We start from the raw sequence: 23,909 nt of genomic DNA on the forward strand, positions 1-23,909 counted from the left end.
AGGAGAGGAGTTTTAATAACTCCTTTTTCTTACATACTAAATGTAGACCCGTTTTTTAAGTATTGGAGGTAGAAAGGTGAACTTACCTAATAAGATTACAGTATCAAGGATATTTTTAATTCCATTATTTTTAGTCATTATGCTCGCACCATTAAACTGGGGTGAGATGATGTTTCTTGGGGCGGAAATGCCCGTCAAACATTTTGTCGGTGCCCTGATCTTTATCATTGCGGCGACAACGGATTGGATAGACGGTTATTATGCAAGAAAACTGGATCTCGTGACGAATCTCGGGAAATTCCTGGATCCCCTGGCTGACAAACTCCTTGTTTCAGCCGCTTTAATCGTGTTGGTCGAGTTGGGACTTGCACCTTCCTGGATCGTCATCATCATCATCAGTCGTGAGTTTGCCGTAACAGGGCTTCGACTTGTCCTGGCAGGGGAAGGGGAAGTCGTGGCTGCAGGTCAACTCGGGAAAATTAAAACTTGGGCACAAATCATTGCCATTTCAGCCCTGCTCCTGCATAACGCTATATTTGAAATGATCAATCTGCCATTTGCAACCATTGCTCTATGGGTGGCGATGTTCTTTACAATTTGGTCAGGGTGGGACTACTTCAAACATAACAAGAAAGCATTTGTAAATTCGAAATAATAGAGTATACCAGGGGATGGATTCAACAAGAATCATCCCCTTCTTTTAACCAAATTTAGGGGGAATAAAGATGAATGCAGAAATCATTGCCGTTGGATCCGAATTGCTGCTGGGGCAAATCGTCAATTCCAATGCCCAATTCATTTCCGAACAATTGGCTGACTTGGGTGTGAATGTCTATTACCATACAAGTGTGGGGGATAACCCTGCCCGATTGAAGCACGCCATTGAAGTAGCACAGAAACGGGCGGATTTGTTAATCTTTACAGGTGGACTTGGACCCACGAAGGATGACCTGACTAAAGAAACCATTTCGAATTCTTTAGGGACGACTCTTAGCATGGATAACGAGGCATTGGAATCTATAAAGACATATTTTCAAACGGTCAATCGTGAAATGACACCGAATAATGAAAAGCAAGCCCTTATCTTAACAGACTCACACGTACTGAAGAACGAAAATGGCATGGCTCCTGGTATGTTATTGAAAAAGGAAGACAAGGCGTATATGCTTCTTCCCGGTCCACCATCTGAGATGCGGCCGATGTTCGAAACGTATGGAAAACAGGCGATCCTGAACTTAATGGAGAAAAAAGAAGTCATCCATTCACGGGTCCTTCGTTTCTTCGGGATCGGGGAAGCTCAGCTTGAAACGGAATTAGAAGAGCTGATCGAGAATCAAACCAACCCGACCATCGCCCCTTTGGCCGGTGATGGTGAAGTGACCTTAAGGCTGACGGCAAAGCATGAGTCAAGAGATATTGCCGTATCTTTATTAGATAAGGTAGAAAAGGAAGTTCTTCAGATTGTCGGAGAATATTTCTACGGTTACAACCACGACTCCCTTGTTGAAGTCGGCTTCAACTTGCTGAAGGACAAGTCCCTTACACTGTCTTCTGCAGAGAGTTTAACAGGAGGACTATTCCAAGGGCAGTTGACATCCATTCCCGGGGCTTCAGAAGTATTGAGTGGTGGTGTGGTCTGCTACCAGGATGAGGTCAAGAAAAAGATTTTATCCGTTAAAGAAAGCACCTTGAAACAATATTCGTCTGTCAGTGAACAGTGTGCCCGGGAACTTGCGGAAAATGTAAGGGAATTGTTTGCCACTGACATAGGAATCAGCTTTACCGGGGTGGCAGGACCAGGTCCATTCGAAGGTCAGCCTGCAGGGACTGTCTGGATTGGATTATCCATGAAAGATGGTATGACTAAGGCGTTCCCTTTGAATCTTGGAGGGGGCAGAAATGGAAACCGCAATAGAACGGCGAAGTACGGCTGGCATTATTTGATCAAGGAATTGAGTTAGGACAGAGCTGTCTCCTTTATAGGAGGCAGCTTCTTAACGTATTTGGTTGGATATCCCCCTCGATTTTGTTCCTTTCATTCTCCTCCTTCCTGTCTCATTCATCACTATATTCAGTCCTAATCTTCTAAAGAAAAAACCGAATGAATGTTCGATTTTTTTCTTGTTTTCTATATTAAAAACGTTTATAGTATAGATAGGTTGGATTTGAGACAAGCTTATAAGTTGTCATAATCAAGTTCTATATTTAAAGGAGGAAGATTTGTGAGCGATCGTAAAGCAGCCTTGGATATGGCGTTAAAACAAATAGAAAAACAGTTTGGTAAAGGCTCAATCATGAAGCTTGGGGAACAGACTGATAGAAAAGTAGTCACATGCCCGAGTGGTTCACTTGCACTGGATGCAGCCCTTGGAGTAGGTGGATATCCACGCGGAAGAATCATTGAGGTATATGGTCCCGAATCATCCGGTAAAACAACAGTGGCACTTCATGCTATTGCAGAGGTTCAGGCTCAAGGTGGTCAAGCGGCATTCATTGATGCTGAGCACGCACTTGACCCGGAATATGCTCAAAAGCTCGGGGTGAACATAGATGAATTATTGCTTTCTCAACCTGATACGGGTGAGCAGGCACTTGAAATCGCTGAGGCATTGGTTCGCAGTGGAGCTGTGGATGCTATCGTGATTGACTCTGTTGCGGCCCTTGTACCGAAAGCAGAAATCGAAGGTGAGATGGGAGATGCCCACGTAGGTCTTCAAGCCCGTTTAATGTCACAGGCCCTTCGTAAACTTTCAGGTGCCATCAACAAGTCAAAGACCATTGCGATTTTCATTAACCAGATCCGTGAAAAAGTCGGGGTCATGTTCGGGAATCCCGAGACGACTCCAGGTGGACGTGCGCTTAAGTTCTATTCTTCTGTACGTTTGGAAGTCCGTCGTGCCGAAACCCTCAAGCAGGGCAATGAAATGGTAGGGAATAAAACGAAGATAAAAGTCGTGAAAAACAAAGTGGCCCCACCTTTCCGTGTAGCCGAAGTCGATATCATGTATGGGGAAGGGATTTCTAAAGAAGGCGAAATCGTCGATCTTGGGTCTGAATTGGACATCGTTCAGAAAAGCGGTGCCTGGTACTCCTACAATGAAGAGCGCTTAGGACAGGGACGTGAGAATGCGAAGATCTTCCTTAAGGAAAATCCTGAGGTCCGTAATGAAATCATGTTGAAAATCCGTGAACATTACGGATTGGATACCGGACGTGCCGAAACGGATGATCAAGGTGAATTAAGTCTTTTAGAAGACTAAGTGGGGATAGAGAAGCAGCCGTGATTTGGTTTGCTTCTCTTTATTATGTATGGGAATGTATGTATTGGTGGAAAATAGTAACAATCCTATTTCTCAATAATGAAGTGTAATCGGTTTAAATCAGGGATTACATACCGCGATTGACCAGCTATCATCGCATCTGGTCAAAAAAATTGAAAAAGATGGTGCTGCTGAAAAAGTATTACTAAGCCCACTATGACAGTGTCAATTTTTGTCGATTGCAAAAAAACCCTTGAGAAATCTAGTGATAGAGGGCTCAACCCCTTGACAATAAATTTTCAGAGATTTAAAATTAACATGTATATTTTACAAATTTTTCGAATGAATATTTGAAAGCCTAGCGCTGTATATTTTGTTCAATTGAGCAATGTACAAGCCGACATGTAAAAAACATGACAGTTCATAGCAAGAGGAGGTGAAATAATGCAACCTATTACAATCATCTTCATTTTGCTTGGCCTAATCGTCGGTGTAGTTGTTGGATACCTAATTCGTAAGTCCATTGCTGAAGCAAAGATTGCTGGTGCTAAAGGTTCAGCGGAGCAGATTTTAGAAGATGCGAAGCGCGAGGCAGATGCTCTGAAGAAAGAAGCACTTTTGGAAGCAAAGGATGAAAATCATAAACTTCGCACTGAAATGGAAAATGACCTTCGTGAACGAAGAAATGAATTGCAAAAACAAGAAAATCGTTTGATGCAAAAAGAGGAAAACCTCGATCGAAAAGATGAATCGCTTGATAAGCGTGAAGGCTTACTCGAGAGAAAAGAGGGGACTCTTAACGAGAGACAACAACATATTGAAGAGATGGAAAGCAAAGTGGACGAGATGGTACGATCACAGCAAACAGAGCTAGAGCGTATCTCGAGCCTGACTCGTGATGAAGCGAAAGGAATCATTCTTGATCGCGTTGAAAATGAACTCTCCCATGATATCGCCATTATGGTCAGAGAGCATGAAACCCGCGCCAAGGAAGATGCAGATAAGAAGGCGAAAGAAGTCCTTTCACTGGCTATTCAACGTTGTGCTGCCGAGCATGTGGCAGAGACAACGGTTAGTGTTGTGAACTTACCGAATGATGAGATGAAAGGTCGAATTATTGGACGAGAAGGACGTAACATTCGTACGCTGGAAACACTTACAGGAATTGATCTAATTATCGATGATACTCCTGAAGCGGTTATTCTTTCTGGTTTCGATCCGATTCGTAGAGAAACGGCTCGAATTGCATTAGAGAAATTAGTACAGGATGGACGTATCCACCCTGCACGAATTGAAGAAATGGTGGACAAATCTCGACGTGAAGTGGATGAATATATCCGTGAAATCGGAGAACAGACAACCTTTGAAGTTGGGGTTCATGGTCTTCACCCGGATTTAATCAAGATTCTTGGACGTTTGAAATACCGTACAAGTTATGGTCAAAACGTTCTAAAGCACTCAATGGAAGTGGCATACCTTTCCGGATTACTGGCAGCAGAGCTTGGTGAGGACGAAAGACTGGCTAAGCGTGCCGGATTACTTCATGACATCGGTAAAGCGATCGACCATGAAGTTGAGGGAAGCCATGTTGAAATTGGTGTGGAACTTGCAACGAAATATAAAGAACACCCTGTTGTCATCAACAGTATCGCCTCTCACCACGGAGATACGGAACCAACGTCCATCATTGCAGTCCTGGTTGCGGCAGCTGATGCATTGTCCGCTGCAAGGCCGGGAGCAAGAAGTGAGACGCTTGAAAACTACATCCGTCGTTTAGAGAAGCTTGAAGAGATCTCAGAGTCGTATGAAGGCGTTGAGAAATCCTTCGCGATCCAGGCTGGCCGTGAAGTTCGTATCATGGTAAGGCCGGAAGCCATTGACGACCTGGAATCCCACCGGTTGGCAAGGGATATCCGTAAACGGATAGAAGACGAACTTGATTATCCAGGCCATATTAAAGTAACGGTCATCCGTGAAACAAGGGCTGTTGAATACGCGAAATAAGAGCCTGACTTGAAGAGGGACGTCCCTTTTCAAGTCAGCTTTTTTTATTTTTATTCGCCCAGGGGATGACCGATCAAGAAGACTATTTCGGATGAATAGTCCTCTGGTTATTTGTGATACAATAACATTATGGCTTATTACATATATAGAAGGGAATTTTCATGAAAATATTATTTGTTGGAGACGTTGTCGGTTCTATGGGCCGGGAGATGATCACAGAATACTTGCCTAAACTGAAGAAGAAGCATTCACCGGATTTTACGATCGTGAACGGTGAAAATGCTGCTTCAGGCAGAGGGATTACAGAAAAAATATACAAACAATTTTTACAAGACGGTGCGAACATGGTGACTCTGGGAAATCACACATGGGATAATAAAGATATCTTTAATTTTATCGATTCTTCTAAGCAAATGGTACGACCAGCCAATTTTCCAGAAGGAACCCCGGGGAGCGGTTTGGTGTTTAGAGAGGTATACGGGAAAGAGGTTGCGGTCATCAATGCACAAGGGAGAACCTTTATGCCTCCTCTTGATGACCCTTTTAAGGCACTGGATGAACTGGTTGATGAAGCCAGGAAGAGAACATCCATTATCTTTGTTGATTTTCATGCAGAAGCAACGAGTGAGAAACAGGCGGTTGGGTGGTTCTTGGATGGCCGTGTGTCGGCAGTGGTTGGAACCCATACGCATGTACAGACGGCAGACAACCGGATATTGCCAAATGGGACGGCCTTCATGTGTGATGTAGGGATGACTGGACCTTACGATGAAGTATTGGGAATGAGCAAGGATTCAGTCTTAAAGAGATTTCAAACCAGCTTACCCGTCCGTTTTGAAGTACCTAAAACGGGTCGTAAGATCTTAAGTGCATGTTTAATCGATATTGATAATAAAACAGGTAAAGCAAAGAAAGTTGAGCGTATTCTCATAAACGAGGACCATCCATTCATGACAGAATATTAATGTTTTCCTTCCTTTTTCAGTGTTAGCGGAATGATTTGTCCATTTCCCGAATATAGTATCAGTGGAATCATTTATACCAAGTTTGTTCTTTACCACGGACATACGGTATGGGGGAAATGACAAGGAGGAAAAGGAATGGAAATATTAAAAGTTTCAGCAAAATCTAATCCTAATTCTGTAGCTGGTGCACTCGCCGGTGTTCTTCGTGAAAGAGGGGGAGCCGAAATCCAGGCAATCGGAGCTGGGGCTTTAAATCAAGCAGTTAAAGCCGTTGCCATTGCAAGGGGCTTTGTGGCACCCAGTGGTTTAGATTTAATATGCATCCCGGCATTTACGGATATTTTGATTGATGGGGAAGAACGTACGGCGATAAAGTTGATCGTAGAACCAAGATAATTAACCATAGGCTGTTCATTAAAGGTGAACCTTTAGTGGACAGCCTTTATACTATAGTAAAATGACGATAGTAATAAAAATCGGGAGGAGGAAGAAAGATGATATTTGATGCACACTGTGATGTATTGTTGAAGCTTTACTTAGAACCTGGTAGTGGAGCGTTTCAATCTAAACAATCCTTACATATTACATATCCCCAGCTTCTCCAAGGAAAGGGGAAAGTTCAGTTATTTGCCATTTATATTCCATCGGAGCTAAAGCCCGGACAAAGGTTTCAAGCGGCCATGGAGATGGTGAATATGTTTTATCATCAGGTTCTCGACCGGAACCCAAAGATGAAATTAATATCTTCGAAAAAAGATGTAGAACGTCTTGCCGATGATGAAATTGGGGCATTACTTACACTTGAAGGTGCTGAAGCAGTGGAGGAGGACCTTACTAAGCTTGAAATCCTCTATAAGTTGGGAGTACGATCTGTCGGTCTGACATGGAATTGGGCAAATGCAGCAGCAGATGGTGCCCTTGAACCAAGAGGAGGAGGGTTAACCAACTTCGGTCATGACATGGTAACATTCTTAAACGAAAAATGTATATGGACCGATGTTTCCCATCTCTGTGAGAATGCATTCTGGGATGTGATGGAAACGGCTGATTTTCCAATAGCCTCTCATTCCAATGCCTACTCAATTTGTCCTAATCCGCGTAACTTAAAGAATGACCAGATCGAGGCGCTCATTAAAAAGAACAGCGTGATGGGAATCACCTTTGTCCCACCTTTTTTAAATAAAAAAGGGACAGCGGAAATTTCGGATGTGATACGGCATATCGAACATGTATGCAGTTTGGGAGGGGAGGACCATATCGGATTTGGTTCAGATTTTGACGGAATAGATGAAACCGTAAAGGGACTCTCTTCATATGTTCAATATGATAACTTGATTAACACACTTCATCGATACTACAGTGAAAAGCAAGTGAAAAAGTTCTTGTTTGATAACTTTTTTGAGAGGTTACCGGATTGATCGCCAAACGTGCCACTATAGGTCTACTTATAGTGGCATTATGTTTTTACAGATTAGGGAACCGCACTTACAATCTCTTCAATACAGTAGTGATTTAATTGGAAAAGTGATAAACTGATAGAGTGAATGAAATGTAAAAGATGCAACCGTAATAGATGATAGAGCCTAGTGAAGAGAACATGTTTCTTTAAAGGGCGTTGCAAATATTGATTGAAGGGGTGTAATAAATGAAGGAACAGCTTTCATGGAAAGTTGGCGGCCAGCAGGGTGAAGGTATTGAGAGTACAGGTGAGATCTTCTCGATGGCCCTCAATCGCCTTGGGTATTTCTTGTATGGTTACCGCCATTTCTCCTCCCGCATTAAAGGAGGACATACCAATAATAAGATTCGTGTAAGTACGACACAAGTTCGTGCGATTGCAGATGATTTAGATATCTTGGTTGCATTCGACCAGGAAACGATTGATGTGAATTATAAGGAATTACATAGCGATGGTGTGATCATAGCGGATGCAAAGTTCAAGCCGGAGAAACCCGAAGATACAGATGCATCCCTGTATATTGTGCCATTCACTGAATTAGCCACAGAGCTTGGAACTTCCCTTATGAAGAATATGGTGGCAGTAGGTGCGACATGTGCCGTTCTGAACCTTGATCCAGGGGTATTCAAGGAAGTGGTGGAAGAGATATTTGGCCGTAAGGGTGAAACAGTAGTTGAAAAGAACATGGAAGCGATCAAGCAGGGTTATCAAACGATGAAAACCGAGCTTGGAGACAATGTCGGTTCCCTTCAGATGAAAGAAGCTGACGGCAATAAGCGCATGTTCATGATCGGAAACGACGCCATTGCACTTGGTGCCCTGGCAGGTGGCGTTCGTCTAATGGCTGCTTACCCGATCACTCCGGCCTCTGAAATCATGGAATATCTCATTAAGAAACTGCCAATGGTAGGTGGGACCGTCATTCAAACAGAAGATGAAATTGCCGCTGCCACTATGGCAATCGGAGCGAACTATGGCGGCATTCGTTCGTTCACTGCTTCAGCGGGACCCGGACTTTCACTCATGATGGAAGCAATCGGGCTATCGGGGATGACAGAACAGCCTCTTGTAGTAGTGGATACACAGCGCGGGGGACCATCGACAGGCCTGCCGACAAAACAGGAACAGTCCGATCTGATGGCGATGATTTACGGCACGCATGGTGAGATTCCTAAGATCGTCCTCGCTCCAAGCACCGTTCAAGAAGCATTCTATGATACAGTGGAAGCTTTTAACCTGGCGGAAGAATATCAATGTCCGGTGATCATTCTATCTGACCTACAGCTTTCATTGGGGAAACAAACCGTAGAACCCCTTGATTACGGTAAGGTGGAGATACGAAGAGGAAAGCTTGCTGTAAGCGAAACTGAATTGGAAGAATTAGAACCTAAGAAGTATTACAAGCGCTTTGAAGTGACAGAAGATGGAGTATCTCCGCGTGTCATCCCGGGAATGAAAAATGGGATTCATCATGTAACGGGTGTAGAGCATGACGAAACCGGAAAACCATCTGAATCTCCTGTGAATAGACAAGCCCAAATGGATAAACGGATGCGTAAACTTGAGAACATCAAATTCCAGAATCCGATTCACACCCATGCACCTCATGAAGAGTCCGACCTACTATTAGTAGGATTCAACTCTACACGGGGAGTGATTGAAGAAGCAATGAGCCGCTTGGAATCAGATGGGTTGAAAGTGAACCATGCACACGTCCGTTTGATTCATCCTTTCCCTGCAGCAGAATTAGAGCCACTTATGCAATCTGCGAAGAAAGTGGTCGTGATCGAGAATAATGCTACCGGTCAACTAGCCAATATTATAAAAATGAATGTTGGGTACGGAAATAAAATCATTAAAATGACAAAGTATGATGGCACACCGTACTTGCCAAATGAAATTCATTCAAGGTGTAAGGAGTTGAACTAATCCATGGCTACCTTTAAAGATTTTAGAAATAATGTTAAACCAAACTGGTGTCCAGGGTGCGGTGACTTCTCCGTTCAAGCTGCGATTCAACGGGCATCGGCAAACGTCGGGCTTGATCCGGAGCAGTTAGCGGTCGTTTCCGGTATCGGCTGCTCCGGACGGATTTCCGGATACATTAACTCATATGGTTTCCACGGAATTCATGGCCGGTCACTTCCAATTGCCCAAGGCTTGAAAATGGCGAACAAGGATTTAACAGTCATCGCTTCAGGAGGAGATGGTGATGGATTTGCCATCGGTCTTGGGCATACAATCCATGCGATCCGCCGTAATGTCGATGTGACGTACATCGTCATGGACAATCAGATCTATGGATTGACTAAGGGGCAGACGTCTCCACGTTCATCCTCCGGTTTCAAAACGAAGTCTACGCCAGAAGGATCGATCGAGCCGGCCCTTGCTCCAATGGAAATGGCATTGACAGCAGGTGCAACATTTGTAGCACAAAGTTTCTCATCTGACTTAAAAGAACTGACAGCGTTAATTGAAGCGGGACTTAATCATAAAGGTTTCTCGCTGATCAATGTGTTCAGTCCTTGTGTAACGTATAATAAAATCAATACGTACGATTGGTTTAAAGAGAATCTTACAAAACTTGCTGATGTAGAAGGCTATGACCCGTCAAATCGTGAACAGGCAATGAATACGCTAATGGAAAAGGACGGACTTGTAACTGGCTTGATTTATCAAAACAAACAACAGCCGTCTTACCAGGACCTTGTGGCGGGTTACTCGGATGAACCCCTAAGCACTCATGATTTAACGTTAGATCAACGTAAGTTTGAAGAATTAGTAAAAGAATTTATGTAATGGTAGAAACCGGGCTTCTTCAGGAGCCCGGTTTGTTTTTTAGTTTATTGATTTCATCAATCAGAACCGCATTGGTGAATTGAAGATGATGGATGGTATTTTCATATCTTTTCAAAGTATCTTTGGATGTTTTGGATTCTCCTTCATCGACAGCTAAGCCCGCTTCCTTCATTTCTTTAATGCTCAATCTGAACTGTTTCAGTGTTTGAGTATATAAGTTTTTTTCCCCCTGAAGCCTCCTAAGTTCCTCCTGGAATTGTTGAATAGATGCATCCTTATTCTGTTGAACCATGAATGCATGGTCAAGTTGTTCCTTTTGATGTTCAATAACATTCTCGTAATAAATCTGGGATTCTGAGAGAAGATTATCTGCTTCAAATAATTCTATCTCATTTAAATAAATGCGTTTTTTTAAATATTCATTGTCATTCTTGATGCGAGCTTTTTCATCTTGGACGAACCCCATCTCAATATGCTGATTCCGAGATGCCGCTTCTTCATTCCTACCTTTCAATAGGGTTTCAAGCTCCCATAATTCGATTTCTCTTTTATATAAGCGTATCGCCAACTCGTGATTCGTTTTGAATAGAGAATCATTCTCTTTTAATAGGAAACTGTTATCAGTTTGAATTGAAAGGATTTCTTGTTCAAGGGATTCTTTTAATTCAAAAAGTTGATCTATTTGTACCTTTGAATTCGCTATATGAGATTGAAGAAGTTTGCGAAGTTGCTCTTTAACCTGATTCTGAACGTTACGAAGCTTTTTTATTTCCATTTCCTGTCCTTTAAGAAGTGCTTGGTATTTTGAGGATTCTATTTGTGTTTCCGAATCTTTAGTTTCAATCTGACTGCGTAAATGTTCATTTTCTTTTTGGAGGGAGAAGTACTTCTTTGAGAGGTATTCGTTTTCTAATGATTCACATTTTCGTTTGTACTTTTCCATTTCCGATTTATAATGGATGATTTGCTGCTGAAGCTGTAAGGGTGAAAGTTGTCTCATGCCTAAATACTCCTTTCGGCAGTTTGCTATTCATATGTATATGTCAGTATCAGGATGAATGGTGTTTGTCCATGAAAGAAGCCATGTAAACTTCCCAGCGTTTACATGGCTTTTTATATTTATAATTAATATCATTGCAATGATAGGGTAATTGTTCACGTTCGTAATATTCATTTAAAGGAAGTAGCGTAACCTTAAAAGTTTGAATCAATTTATATATGAATGTTTCAGTTTGTGTCAATATAAAAATCTGGCTTGTTGTTTTGTTTAACATTCCTCCTTTCCTTATGGTATATCATATGACGGCTAAGATGCTGCTGTACTGTCATTCGTCTATAGAAACTGCCTATTTTTTAATAGTATTTAAAAAACTATTAATACGCCTATTAAATTTTTTTTGAATAAATAGGTGTTTACTCTATACCAATTTCGTTCTCGTCCATAGGATATAGTGTGATATAAATATTCATTAAAAGAAAGGAAGATTTGTTTGAAGAAGCGTAAACAAATTAGGGGTTCCCAGACTCCTACACCAACACCGACGGGTATACCTTTGGATCCCAATGATTTAGCACCGGAATGTATCTTCGTAGATAAAGTTTATGACTGGGTGTTCTTCGCTAATAAGTATGAGAACAAGAACTTTATTCCAGATGAAGCATGTCGTGCGGCAGTTAGTGCAGCTTTAGCAGCTGGTCAGCGAGTAGAGGTGCAAACTGCCCCTGTAAATCCGTCTGACGTCAGCGTTTCAGGTTCCATCATTGAAAATGGTAACCCTGGGAAAGTCCTTATTGTTTGGACAGTACCAGTAGATGTTACGATCCTTATTGATGGAGTAGCAGAGTGTTCATTTACAGTACGTACTCAGTTCACAGACGAAATTATGCTTTGTGTACCGGTTGGTATTACAAACGATAATCTAAACATCAGAGCGACTCAGGTTATTGCAACTTCTGGTGGAGTTCTTATGGGGCCGGATCCATTTGGGCCAATGATTCCATTGAAAGTAGTACTTTGTAAAGATGTTCAAGTTGAGTACCCTGTAAAACTTGAAGTATTGGCGAAATTCTGTTTCCCACGACCTAACAATATTCCAGTGCCTGAAGAAAGACTTAAATGTGACTTAAGCCTGCTTGAGTTCCCTCGTCAATGTCCAGGATTATTCCCGGTTGATAACTGTGAATGCCAGGCAACTGCTCTAGCAAGAAATGAAGATACTCTTGCCACAATCGGTTCTGGTGCATCAGCAGATGTGGTGACAGGTCTATCCACTCTAAGAGCAGAAATTTGTCAAGAATGCTCACTAGCAGACAGTACATGGTCCTATTCCTTCACAGATACTGAAGTAGGTCCAACACCAGCTCCGACTGGAACAGGATTCCAACCTGACTACAGCTTTACTTTTGATCCATCTTCTATCGACAATGTTACTTGCGGAGAGGAAGCATTGACAGCAGTTGGAGAAGGTGTCCGCTATTTTGATGGTGTACCTGAACAAATGTTCTACGAATTGCAAATCTTCACAGGTTTACTTGGACCGATCTCAGAAGGCTTCCGTTTAATCTTAAGAAACACTGCTAACGTTGTAATCTTTGATAGTGGTGTAGTAGAAGCTTTGGTCGAATACAGTGAATGTGACACATTTGCAGACTTACTTGGCGGATTGGATGATTAATTAAATCTGGGAGAGAGGTAACTCTCTCCTTTTTTTTAACATGTATACAAACCTTACATAAGATAATAAAAAAACTAAATGGAGGTGATGAATAAGATGAACGAGGAGGAGAGTAAGTCACAAGAATTTCCGGAAGTATTAAAGGATATTCATCTGATATCTGAAGAACTCGAGTCTCTATATTATCATTATTCAAACAGGATACGAAAAGTGTCTGAAGAGTTGTCCAGGGAACGATCAAAGCATAAGGTATATCAATTAGAAATTGCTGAAAATCATCATACCATTCAAATGTTGACGGAACAGATTGACTATTTGCTTCAAAATCTTGAAGTGAAGCATGAGCTTTATATTCAGTTGAAGCATGAACTAAAAAAAGAAACTTTACATGACGAATTGAAGGAGATAAGCTCAGGCAATAAAATCCGAGAAGATAATGATGAAAGCATGTTTGAAGGGGATTTTTCGGGAGTTTCTGATCGTACATTTCCTTCTCCCATCCCTGAGATAAGAGTGATCTATGAAAGCACTCACAATCAAAAAAAATCATTGCTCGAAAGAATTAAAAATGATGCATTATCTTTGTTGGTTGATGCAAATAGATGCTTTTTACCAGGTAGTAAAAGTTCAATTGAGGTAGAGGAATACTCAAATACTTTCCATACACAACTAGAGTGGTTAAGGAAGCAACGAAAACAATATACAGTGGGAAAAAATGAAAGGTGGTATTCAAAAATGTGGAGATTTTTATGGGGTAAAGAAGAGAATAATCACCCTGAAATTCTGAAGAAGCTTGATCTGATTGAAGAACAATTAGTTTCATATTCCTCCAAATTTAATGAAGTCAAGGAATCATTAAATATGGGCAATACGAGAGAGGAGATCACTCAAAGTTTCTTACAAAAAACGAGTGATTTGCATGATGAGCTAAAAAAAATTGAAGAACATTATGAGGAAGAGCTCCATGCATTGAAGAGTCAAATTGAAGATTTTAAGCAAAGAGAATCACATTTTGAAAGACAGATGGCCTTATTAGATGAAAAAAGTAAGACTAAGCAGAGTGAAAAGAATCAAAGGGAAATCGAATTGGAACAAGAACTTATGAAACTTCGTCAAGATCTAAAATCCCAATCGAATAAGAAAAATGACCTCTATAACAAAATGAAACAGCAGAAGAAACAAGCTCCTCAGGTAAATACCCAGTTTGAAGAATATGGGAATATTCCGATGTCTTCTGACTCGAAACGAACCATGTTTAACCCGAATAAATACATTCGATGAATTTGAAAGGGGGGAAGAAGATGCAATCGAAAGATCTAAATAAAATATACAAGCAGTCAAAAAGCACACCCATTGGAATCAAAAAAGAACAAAAAAAACAAATGGAAGCGAAGCGAACGAAGTTTAAATTTAAAGGCTGCGGGTGTAACGCCTAAAGAATCAATCATTCTATCTAGAAAGTTAAGTGAATGTTTAATAAGGCATTGTAAAAAAGAACTACCTAATGAAGCCTGTGGATTTATTTCTGGAAGAAATAATATATGTTCTGAAATATGGCCAACAACTAATGTAAATCCAAGCCCGTTTACTTTTGCCATTGATGTGAATGAAGAAAGAATGATTTCACATGAAATAAAGAAAAGAAATGAGGATTTGATTGCAGTATACCACTCTCACCCAAATGGGATGGCCATTCCTTCGAAAGATGATATCTTATTTGCTCCTGATTCCTCGATTTACTATTTCATTCTTTCAATTAGCCTGTCAAATGCTGAAATAAAGTGTTATAGAATTACGAAAGGATATGCCTTGGAAGTTGAGGTTGTTCAAAGAGAGTTATTTTAACTTAATGGCTCTCTTGAACTCTAATGTTTCAACATTCAGGGCATAATTAGCCTGGGACTATTAGTATGCTATTTACTCTCTCAGGGAGAAAATAACACGAATACCCATAATAAGAATTTTTTTATTTTTCTGACTCCCAATAAAATGAAATTTTTTATTAGTCTTGGTGAGAAGATTAGAATGATGTTCAAAATATAAGATCTAGAAAACTTTTTTTATATTCTATCACCACAATTATGAATGAAATAGTAATATCTTATCTTAAAAAGATTATTGTCATTCAAGAGTACGCTATTTACAATAGGAGGAGGTTGAATATGTATTGAATATACTAGTTACTGGAGGGGCTGGTTATATTGGCTCTCATACCTGTATTACTTTATTGGAAGCAGGATATTCAGTAATAGTTGCAGATAATCTATGTAATAGTAAAGTTGAAACCTTGGATAAAGTAATGAAAATAACCAATAAAGAATTAATTTTCTATCAAATTGATGTAACGGATGAATACGCTGTAGAGGAACTCTTTGTTAAACATTCTATTGATGGCATTATTCATTTTGCTGGTCTAAAAGCTGTTGGTGAATCATTAAATGACCCAATTAGTTATTATTTTAACAACATTGTTAGTACCATAGTCCTTGCTAAGGCAAGTGTTAAATATGGAGTGAATCGGTTTGTCTTTAGTTCATCTGCTACTGTTTATGGATCCAATAAAGTGCCATTTATTGAAACAATGGAATTAATGGAAACCACGAATCCTTACGGTGAAACAAAAATGATAAGCGAGAGAATTCTATCTGATGTATCTAATGCAATTCCTGAATTTTCAGTTGCAATTCTTCGATATTTTAATCCAGTAGGCGCACATAAAAGTGGATTAATAGGGGAGAAACCTAAAGGTGTTCCGAATAATTTAATGCCCTACATTACGCAAGTTGCTATTGGAAAACTCGATAAACTTAGAATTTTTGGAGGGGATTATGAAACAATTGATGGTACAGCTATAAGAGACTATATTCATGTTGAAGATCTTGCCGAAGGGCATGTAGCAGCCTTAAAAGGTTTAAAGAAAGGTGCACATGTTTATAATTTGGGGACAGGAAAAGGGACAAGTGTCATTGGCTTAGTAAAAGCTTTTGAAGAAGCTAATAAAGTCAAAGTACCTTATGAAATCGTAGGCCGCAGGCATGGGGATATTGCAATCTGTTATGCAGATGTATCTAAAGCAACTCAAGAGCTTGGCTGGAGAGCAAAGAAGAACATTATTTCTATGTGTGTAGACTCTTGGAGGTATGAAAATAATTCTAATAAATAATTGCTTAATACCCGTTGAGAGTATTTCATAGCTCGACGGGTTTTGTGTTGTATGATAGTTTGCTAGTCATCCAAAAGAAAAAAGAATGAATGTTTTTCCAGAGAAAAAGGACAAATAGTTATTGTCCTTAAATTTTTCTCAGAGTCATAATTTAGGAGTGACTTTTAATTCTTACATAAAACATGTAAATGAAGGGTTTGTAAGATGATATTTATTATACATAAGCTTTGAGCCCGTGTTTTGAACTATTACAGCTCCTCCAGCTTCTTCAAGGATAATTTGACCTGCGGCAGTGTCCCATTCCATGGTGGGAGCAAGTCGTGGATAATAATGTGCAGCCCCTTCAGCAATTAGACAAAATTTCAATGAACTTCCAACTGTAATGGTTTCTAGTTTCCCTTCCTTCTTTTTCAGTTCATTTAAATAAGAAATCGTTTCTTCTGATAGATGTGAACGACTGGTGACAACAGATTTGTGATCAGTCACTGAAACATTTGGTAAAGAGATCGGTTTATTTGCTCCTATTTGTTTGAATGCTCCTACATTTTTTTTAGCGTAATAGAGAGTGTCTAAAGCAGGTGCATAAATGACACCAAGTACAGGAGCCCCATTATGAATGAGGGCAATGTTCACTGTGAATTCGTTATTTTTTTTTATGAATTCTTTAGTTCCGTCTAAAGGGTCTACCAGCCAAAATGTCTCCCATCCAGAGCGTTCATGATAGGGGATAGAAGCACCTTCCTCACTTAGAATAGGGATATTTGCCCAACAGTCTGTTAGCTCTTTTATAATGAGATGATGGGAGAGTTGGTCGGCAGTTGTTAAAGGGGAGTCATCCTTTTTAAAGTCTATCTTAAAGTCTTTTTTATATATACTCATAATTTCTTTCCCTGCAATAATTGCTATTTTTTTAACTTGGTCTAACATCTATTTCACCTCTACTCGTAATGTAAGGCTTATAAGTCATTTTATTAAAAGGGTTCGTTTAAGTGAGCAAATTTAACAATTTTTGCTCCAAGCGATCAAGTTTAAAGACGAATATCATTTTATATTTTTGTTCACAGGTACTGATTGTATCTAAGATAGGTAAGGATTTTTTCCACTGATTCATCAATCGTCAAAGATTCTGTATCAATATGGATTTCAGGTGAATCAGGTTCTTCATAAGGTGAATCGATTCCTGTAAATCCTTTAATCTTTCCTTCTTTTACTTTCTTATAAAGGCCTTTTGGGTCTCTTTCTTCGCAGGCTTCAATACTTGCATAAACGTATACTTCAATGAATTCCCCATCGTCCATTAAAGACCTAACGTAATGACGATCCTTTTTGAATGGAGAAATAAATGCAGTTAGGGTAATAAGTCCTGCATCAATCATCAACTTAGATACCTCGCCGATTCTACGAATATTCTCTTTTCGGTCTTTGTCTGAAAAATCAAGATCACTGTTTAAACCGTGCCGGATATTATCACCATCCAGTCTATAGGTTCTAATCCCCATTTCATAGAGTGATTTTTCCAGTTCAACAGAGATTGTTGATTTTCCTGACCCGGATAACCCTGTAAACCAGAGGGTGGCACTTTTGTGTCGATTTAATGCATTTCTATGTTGTTTTGTCACTTTACCTTCATGCCATTTAATATTGTTTTCATTCATCATATTCACCACCTTCCATAATTAAATTAAATCCAGAACAAATAAATGAGTGTCGATGTGACAAGCATGGTAAGAAGATTTAATGGAAGACCTATTCTTAGAAAGTCTATGAATTTGTAACCACCGGGTCCGTAAACAATAAGGTTTGTTTGGTAACCAATCGGGGTAGCGAAGCTTGCCGAAGCAGCAATAGCTACGGCAACTGCCAATGGAGTGGGAGATATATGCAAGATAGATGCTACTTCAATAACGATAGGAAACATCAACACAGCAGCTGCACTATTTGTCATCAATTCTGTAAATAAATTGGTTAGCATGTATATAGATAAAATAACCGCAAACACACCAAATGGAGTGGTCAGTTTGATTAATCCATCTGCTATGAAGGATGCAACACCAGAATTGGTCAATGCATAGCCGATTCCAAATGAACAAGAAATGATAAGAAGAACATTCCATTGAATAAAATCTTTCATTTCCCTCGGACTGAGCAACTTAAACAAAATAAAAAGTATGACGATAATGGACATGGCCGATATCATTGGGAGAAAATCTAAAGTAACTAAAGCAACCATCATACCAAGTAATAAAACAGCGTACCATCCTTCACGGATATCTTCATTTGTTTGGACAATTTTAGAATGTTCGGAAGTAAAGTAGAAGTCAGTGGATTCAATCCGTTTGTTGAACTCGGGCCCGGCAACAAGTAATATGACATCCCCAGGTTTTATCATAATATCGCCTATTTTTGATCTTAGACGTTGGTTTTGCCTATGGACTGCGATGACTGCAGCATCATATCTACTTCTGAAATTTGTAGATTTTATCTTCTTGTTGATCAAGGGGGAATGATGGGAAATGACCGCCTCCACTAGTTTGTGTTTTTTCGGAAAATCTTCACCAATGCAACTTTGGAGCTCAAGTCCTTTTGTATGTTGTAGTTCAGTAATCGTTGAAATGTCCCCGGAAAATATTAATCGATCCCCTTCTTTAAGAATGGTCATATTGGAGACGGGTGCAATGGTTTTAGTCCCCCTCACGATGCTTACCAGAAATACACCTTTTAAACTTCTTAATTTTGCTTCCTTGATTGTAGCGTGTAAATATGGGTAGTCTTTTGTGATCAATGCTTCACCAGTAAATTCCCTAAGATTTTCAACCTCTTGCAAAGCAGTGCTTTTTCGATTTGGAAGAAGGTGAGGTCCTAAGTATATAAGATAAAGCAGTCCAAATATGGTGATAGGAATACCGACCTTTGCAAGTTCAAAGAAGGTAAAACCTTCAAATCCTTTATCTAACAATAGTCCATGAACGACTAAATTTGTTGAGGTGCCGATTAGCGTAATCGTCCCACCTAGGATGGTTGCATAAGATAAAGGAATAAGAAATTTAGAAGGAGAAAAGCCGTTTTCTTCGCACCATTTTTTAATTAATGGAGTGAATGCAATCACAATAGGGGTATTGTTTATAAAGGCAGAGAGCAAGGAAATGGGGGGGAGTATAGAAGTTAATGCATGTTTTGTAGATATAGATTTCTCCAACAATTTTTGTAAAAGCATATCAACCAATCCGCTCTTTTGAATTGTACCTGCAATAATAAAAAGGAGTCCGATCGTAAGCATTCCTTCATTAGAAAATCCATTGATTGCTTCCTTTACTGTAATAACCCCTGTAACCATGAACAGAAGAAGCGTAGAGGGAATAATGAATTCAGGTTTCCCTATTTCAAGGACCAGGCAAAATAGCATCAATATTACAACTATAGATACAAAATAAAACTCAATCATGGTGTTGGCTCCTTTTTATCCCTATACCTGTTTGTCTTCCATTTCTGCAAGCAGCACTTCTATCACTTCTGGCCTTGAGAATTCCTTAGGAGGTACCTGTCCATTTCTAAGCATATCTCGAACCTTGGTACCGCTAAGGTGGATATGAAATTCGTTATCGTGAGGACATGTTTTAGCAGTAGCCATAGAAGCACACTTGATACAATAGAATGCATGCTCAAACTTAAGTATTTCAATTTCGAGTTCCTCTTTATTAAATTGGTCAAAAATGTTTTGTGCTTCGTATGTTCCATAATAATTACCAACCCCTGCATGGTCCCTACCCACAATAAAATGAGTGCATCCAAAGTTTTTTCTGACGATGCTGTGGAAAACCGCTTCTCTAGGCCCAGCATACCTCATAGCAGCAGGAAAGACTGACAATAGCGCCCGGTCTTTAGGGTAATAATTCTCTATTAGTACTTTATAACTCTTCATCCGAATATCAGGAGGAATATCATCAGCTTTTGTGTTCCCGACAAGGGGGTGGATAAGTAATCCATCTACATTTTCAAGTGCTGTTTTTTGGAGATATTCATGAGCTCGATGAATGGGGTTACGTGTTTGAAAGGCCACAATAGTCCGCCATCCAAGTGATTGAAAAGTTTTCCTTAATTGTTTTGGAGTTTGGAAGTCTTTCGTAAATATACTTTCAGGTTTATTTAGTAAAGTTACGGGACCTGCTACATAATAATCTTCTTTTTCAAACACTTTGCTGACACCTGGGTGACTTGAATCGGCTGTTTTATAAACGAATAATGCTTCGGCTTTTTTACTGTATTGATAGATTTCTTCTATTTCCATCACTCCGTAAGTGACGTCATCTTCTCCCTTTAATGAAATGACTTGTCCAATGGACAACTTTTCTTTTGTCTCTTGTGAAACAGACAGAGTAATAGGAAGACTCCAAATTTCTCCAGTGCTTAGCCTCATTTCTTTTAGAACCTGCAGATAATCCTTTTGTTTCATGAAGCCATTTAATGGGCTAAAAGCCCCTATAGAAATTAGAACCAAATCGGAGAGACTCCATGCATCCAATGTAATAGAAAAAAAACTCTCTGCTTTTTCTAACAATTTAGTCCTACTTTCTCCTTCTGCTACCCGATTAACGAGGGTGCCTCCATGTGGAGATACCATAAAATCATTCTCCTTTCATTAGTAAATGTAGATATTCTTTCTATTATTTTATGTGATGGACATCATTTGGATAGGGCACTAAAGAAAAATGTTCAAATACCTATATCCAGTTAGTGGAAATCATGTTGAAATAGATAGATGGTTTTTCAAAAGTAAAAGCACGGAACAAGCTTGGAATATGGCTTGCATTACTATCCTTACATATAGGTTCTTAATGACGAATATATAGTAACAGACTATAATACAACTGAGAAAATACATAAACTCGTTATTTTGAAAAAAACAAACTTTGTATATATCAAATAAAAACAATGCCATATAGATTATTCGTACATGGCATTGTTTTCTATATTCACGTAAAAGGTAATTTTATTTTTGTTGGTAAATTTAATTTGGTGAAGTGGCTTTTTCATTTGAGTTTTATCAGATTCATGGCAAGAAAAAACCAAATGTTATTAATAACCAAATAGCTTCATAGTCTCACCACAAATGTCACGAATTCGCTTTTCTTGAATTTGTGGGATTTCAGTTGATGTGCTACTAATTTTTTTACCTATTACATTGTTAATCTGATTGATAGAAAGATCCCCTAATTTAGAAATAATCCGAAGAGCGTTTGGCTTCCTTTCTAATATATCCTCATATTTAATCAAATACATATTTGGATCTTTTTGGGATAGTTCATAATAATCTTTTGCTCTACTATTCCATTCATTAACGAATTGGTTGAATGGATTCTCATTCCTGGACCATGCACTACCATTCATACTTTTTCTTATGTCAATAGGGTTTCTTACTAATAATATGATTGGTGTATTAGGAAAACATTTTCTAAATAAATTTAATTCTTCTTTTCCATATCGTACTTCTTTAAATCCAATCTTATCGTACGAGTTTCTTTTTTCTGCATAAAGTTCATTTATAAAGGTCCTGACAGAGGTTTGCATGGCTTTTTCAATGTAAGACATATCTGGCATTAAGCAAGATGTTGAAATACCTGTATCTTCATTTTTGAAATATAATTTTCTTGTCCCTTTATGACGGTTGTAGAAAGCTGTCGTATTTTTATAAATATTATGAAAATCGGTTAATGCTCCAAAGTGTTCACCCCATATCAACGTATTTTTTCTTTCGTTAAATATCCTTTGCACTAATGTGGAACCTGTTCTTTGAGTAACGGCTGAAATCATGATATCCACTTGTTTTGCCTCCTTTAAGCGCTCTAATTCAAGCTTGCTGTTCAATTTTTTAACTTTACTGTTATTTGATAAGCACTTTCTAAATATTGTTGAGAATGAGAAACCCAATCATTTGATCTTTGATTTGAACTAGGAGTAGGAATTGGGCAATGAATTGCTATTGCATTCGTTGCAACAATTGTCTGATGAATATTCTTGTTTTTTAGTTCTAGAAAAAAGGCTTCATCATCCAAGGTATAAACTTTTGGAAAATTTATTATTGGCTCTATAGCTTTTCTGCACAACACGAGACAACCAAGAGGTCCCCAGTCTGCTATTTGAAAGTTTCTATAGACAGTTCGAAGTCGTTTGCGAATCAATGAATTTCCTTCGAATTCCATTTTTGCACCGAAAATCATCTCCGCACCACCAGGTCGCTTCATACCTGAAGAAAAAACGCTATGATGAGGATAGTAATTCATAGCTTCTTCTATATGCTCAAACCAATGTGGTGTAATTTGCATATCATCGTCCAGTGAAATGATAACGTCGTATTTACCTTTCATTGCTTGAAATAAATAGTGCCTTGACCCTCCAGCACCAACTCTTTCAGTATTGATTTCTCTCCGGTCATTCAAGACGATGATATCTACGTCATTTCTCTTACTACTCTTCATTATTCTTGTAAGCCTAACAGATAAAGGAGATGTGATATCGTTATAAACATACACTGTAAATGGCTTCTTTAAATAATTGAGTAGATGGAGGATTGTCCACTCCAAAGTTTTTTCTCTCCCGAGAGTTGTAGGAATCATAACCCCAATTCTGGTATTCATTTTATCTCCCCCTTATATTGATTCAGTTTCTAAAATCGAATGAATACTCTTCAGTAATTGTGCAGCTCTAATCTTTGTAGTATGATTTAGCCTGACCATTTTATATCCATTTTCAGCAATTCTTTCGCACTCTTTTTCATTTTTGGAATAATAATTCGATACTTCTACAAAGTTTGTTGAATTAATTTCAACAAAATGCTTGCCAGCAATAAACCCTAAATCTTTTAGTTCCGGAGATGATGGAGCTAATAAGAGGGTTCTACAAGCTAAAACTTGATAGTATTTAGAAACAGGATACTTATAAATAGAATCACATGTGAAAAACATCTTGGCACGATTGATTTCTTTTGCGTAATTTTCATAGATAAACAGTTTTTGCATTTCCTGTTTAGAAAACTTTCTATATCCCGGATGAGCATGGTAAACAAAATCTTTTTTGTTTTTCATAGTTTGAAGGATCTTTGCCCGAAGTGGGTATATTGAAGGGGATACAGAGCCCATTAATAATTTATTTATGCTCTTTGATAATCCATAATCTTTAAATAGCTCTGTATTTACGTGGTGCGGAAGCCATATGAGTTTATTTGCGAATTCAGGATAAAATTGGATAAAAGCATCCCTGTAATAAGAAAATATATAATCAATTTCATCCTGTAAAAACATTCTCTTTCTATTTGATTTTTCGTAATGAAGGTCATGAACAATTACCCCTTTAGGAATAGAGCTCGATCTTAAATTAGTGATTTTAGGTGTGAATTTTTCACCGTAGTCATTAATTAAGATGAAATCTGGTTCCTTGTCAATATTGAATAAAATCTCATTGATATCACTTGACTTTTGCCACAATATAATATTGGCACCCTTTTCAAGTTCATCCATAAGGTAATGAAAATCAGGAAAAGGTCTTTGTTTATAATCTGCACTAATGATTAAAATCGTTTTCTTCTGCAAT

Annotated in this window: 21 protein-coding genes; 13 read left to right on the forward strand and 8 right to left on the reverse strand. The window is 38.9% G+C overall.

Translation table 11 applies throughout. From position 1 onward, the window contains the following. Window positions 1–76: 76 nt before the first annotated feature. The 9 genes from pgsA (at window position 77) to SLH55_RS10820 (ending at window position 10,487) form a co-directional block, all read left to right on the forward strand. Complete coding sequence (gene pgsA, locus SLH55_RS10780; RefSeq protein ID WP_219168812.1) at window positions 77–655, forward strand: CDP-diacylglycerol--glycerol-3-phosphate 3-phosphatidyltransferase; 579 nt, start codon at window positions 77–79, stop codon at window positions 653–655. A gap of 70 nt (window positions 656–725) precedes the next feature. After that, on the forward strand, window positions 726–1,961 hold the full coding sequence (locus tag SLH55_RS10785) for a competence/damage-inducible protein A (protein ID WP_219168811.1): 1,236 nt from the start codon (window positions 726–728) through the stop codon (window positions 1,959–1,961). A gap of 261 nt (window positions 1,962–2,222) precedes the next feature. Beyond that, on the forward strand, window positions 2,223–3,260 hold the full coding sequence (gene recA / locus SLH55_RS10790; RefSeq protein WP_219168810.1) for a recombinase RecA: 1,038 nt from the start codon (window positions 2,223–2,225) through the stop codon (window positions 3,258–3,260). Between the two features lie 444 nt (window positions 3,261–3,704). Beyond that, complete coding sequence (gene rny, locus SLH55_RS10795) at window positions 3,705–5,264, forward strand: ribonuclease Y (protein WP_219168809.1); 1,560 nt, start codon at window positions 3,705–3,707, stop codon at window positions 5,262–5,264. A gap of 161 nt (window positions 5,265–5,425) precedes the next feature. Then, entirely contained in the window at window positions 5,426–6,229 is an 804-nt protein-coding gene (locus SLH55_RS10800; protein WP_320323372.1) for a TIGR00282 family metallophosphoesterase, read from the forward strand. 135 nt (window positions 6,230–6,364) lie between these two features. Beyond that, entirely contained in the window at window positions 6,365–6,625 is a 261-nt protein-coding gene (gene spoVS, locus SLH55_RS10805; RefSeq protein ID WP_034760060.1) for a stage V sporulation protein SpoVS, read from the forward strand. Between the two features lie 98 nt (window positions 6,626–6,723). Further along, entirely contained in the window at window positions 6,724–7,647 is a 924-nt protein-coding gene (locus tag SLH55_RS10810) for a dipeptidase (RefSeq protein WP_320323373.1), read from the forward strand. Window positions 7,648–7,874: 227 nt separating this feature from the next. Continuing rightward, window positions 7,875–9,617, forward strand: coding sequence for a 2-oxoacid:acceptor oxidoreductase subunit alpha (locus SLH55_RS10815; RefSeq protein WP_320323374.1), 1,743 nt, complete (start codon window positions 7,875–7,877; stop codon window positions 9,615–9,617). Between the two features lie 3 nt (window positions 9,618–9,620). Further along, a complete protein-coding gene (locus SLH55_RS10820) occupies window positions 9,621–10,487 on the forward strand; it encodes a 2-oxoacid:ferredoxin oxidoreductase subunit beta (protein WP_226674127.1) in 867 nt (288 codons plus the stop codon). Window positions 10,488–10,506: 19 nt separating this feature from the next. Here the strand turns inward: SLH55_RS10820 and SLH55_RS10825 are convergent, their stop codons facing one another. After that, the gene (locus SLH55_RS10825; protein ID WP_320323375.1) at window positions 10,507–11,487 is read right to left on the reverse strand and encodes a hypothetical protein; all 981 of its coding nucleotides are present in this window, start codon (window positions 11,485–11,487) and stop codon (window positions 10,507–10,509) included. A gap of 490 nt (window positions 11,488–11,977) precedes the next feature. Here SLH55_RS10825 and SLH55_RS10830 point away from each other — a divergent pair, with 490 nt between their 5' ends. The 4 genes from SLH55_RS10830 (at window position 11,978) to galE (ending at window position 16,325) form a co-directional block, all read left to right on the forward strand. Then, entirely contained in the window at window positions 11,978–13,162 is a 1,185-nt protein-coding gene (locus SLH55_RS10830; protein ID WP_320323376.1) for a hypothetical protein, read from the forward strand. A gap of 210 nt (window positions 13,163–13,372) precedes the next feature. After that, a complete protein-coding gene (locus SLH55_RS10835; protein WP_320323377.1) occupies window positions 13,373–14,443 on the forward strand; it encodes a hypothetical protein in 1,071 nt (356 codons plus the stop codon). Between the two features lie 72 nt (window positions 14,444–14,515). Next, window positions 14,516–15,007 (forward strand): M67 family metallopeptidase, encoded by a 492-nt coding sequence (locus SLH55_RS10840; protein WP_219168801.1) that lies wholly within the window; start codon window positions 14,516–14,518, stop codon window positions 15,005–15,007. 322 nt (window positions 15,008–15,329) lie between these two features. Then, window positions 15,330–16,325, forward strand: a complete 996-nt coding sequence (galE, locus tag SLH55_RS10845) for a UDP-glucose 4-epimerase GalE (protein ID WP_219168800.1) — start codon at window positions 15,330–15,332, stop codon at window positions 16,323–16,325. 171 nt (window positions 16,326–16,496) lie between these two features. On the opposite strand, the gene cysQ is transcribed toward galE, so the two are convergent. The 7 genes from cysQ to SLH55_RS10880 all read right to left on the reverse strand — a co-directional run bounded on the left by cysQ (window position 16,497) and on the right by SLH55_RS10880 (window position 23,908). Further along, entirely contained in the window at window positions 16,497–17,252 is a 756-nt protein-coding gene (cysQ, locus tag SLH55_RS10850; protein WP_219168799.1) for a 3'(2'),5'-bisphosphate nucleotidase CysQ, read from the reverse strand. A 131-nt stretch (window positions 17,253–17,383) separates the two neighbouring features. Continuing rightward, window positions 17,384–17,983 (reverse strand): adenylyl-sulfate kinase, encoded by a 600-nt coding sequence (gene cysC, locus SLH55_RS10855; RefSeq protein ID WP_219168798.1) that lies wholly within the window; start codon window positions 17,981–17,983, stop codon window positions 17,384–17,386. A gap of 23 nt (window positions 17,984–18,006) precedes the next feature. Then, entirely contained in the window at window positions 18,007–19,767 is a 1,761-nt protein-coding gene (locus tag SLH55_RS10860; protein WP_219168797.1) for an SLC13 family permease, read from the reverse strand. Window positions 19,768–19,788: 21 nt separating this feature from the next. Further along, window positions 19,789–20,943 carry a sulfate adenylyltransferase gene (gene sat, locus SLH55_RS10865; protein ID WP_219168796.1) on the reverse strand — a complete coding sequence of 385 codons (1,155 nt, stop codon included), beginning with the start codon at window positions 20,941–20,943 and terminating at the stop codon, window positions 19,789–19,791. Between the two features lie 455 nt (window positions 20,944–21,398). Beyond that, window positions 21,399–22,133: a sulfotransferase gene (locus SLH55_RS10870; RefSeq protein WP_320323401.1), complete on the reverse strand. Its 735-nt coding sequence runs from the start codon at window positions 22,131–22,133 to the stop codon at window positions 21,399–21,401. Window positions 22,134–22,183: 50 nt separating this feature from the next. Beyond that, the gene (locus tag SLH55_RS10875; protein WP_219168794.1) at window positions 22,184–22,957 is read right to left on the reverse strand and encodes a glycosyltransferase; all 774 of its coding nucleotides are present in this window, start codon (window positions 22,955–22,957) and stop codon (window positions 22,184–22,186) included. 12 nt (window positions 22,958–22,969) lie between these two features. Next, window positions 22,970–23,908: a glycosyltransferase gene (locus SLH55_RS10880; RefSeq protein WP_219168793.1), complete on the reverse strand. Its 939-nt coding sequence runs from the start codon at window positions 23,906–23,908 to the stop codon at window positions 22,970–22,972. Window position 23,909 lies beyond the last annotated feature (1 nt).

Origin of the sequence: Rossellomorea sp. YZS02 (assembly GCF_033963925.1) — a bacterium.
Lineage (GTDB): Bacteria > Bacillota > Bacilli > Bacillales > Bacillaceae_B > Rossellomorea.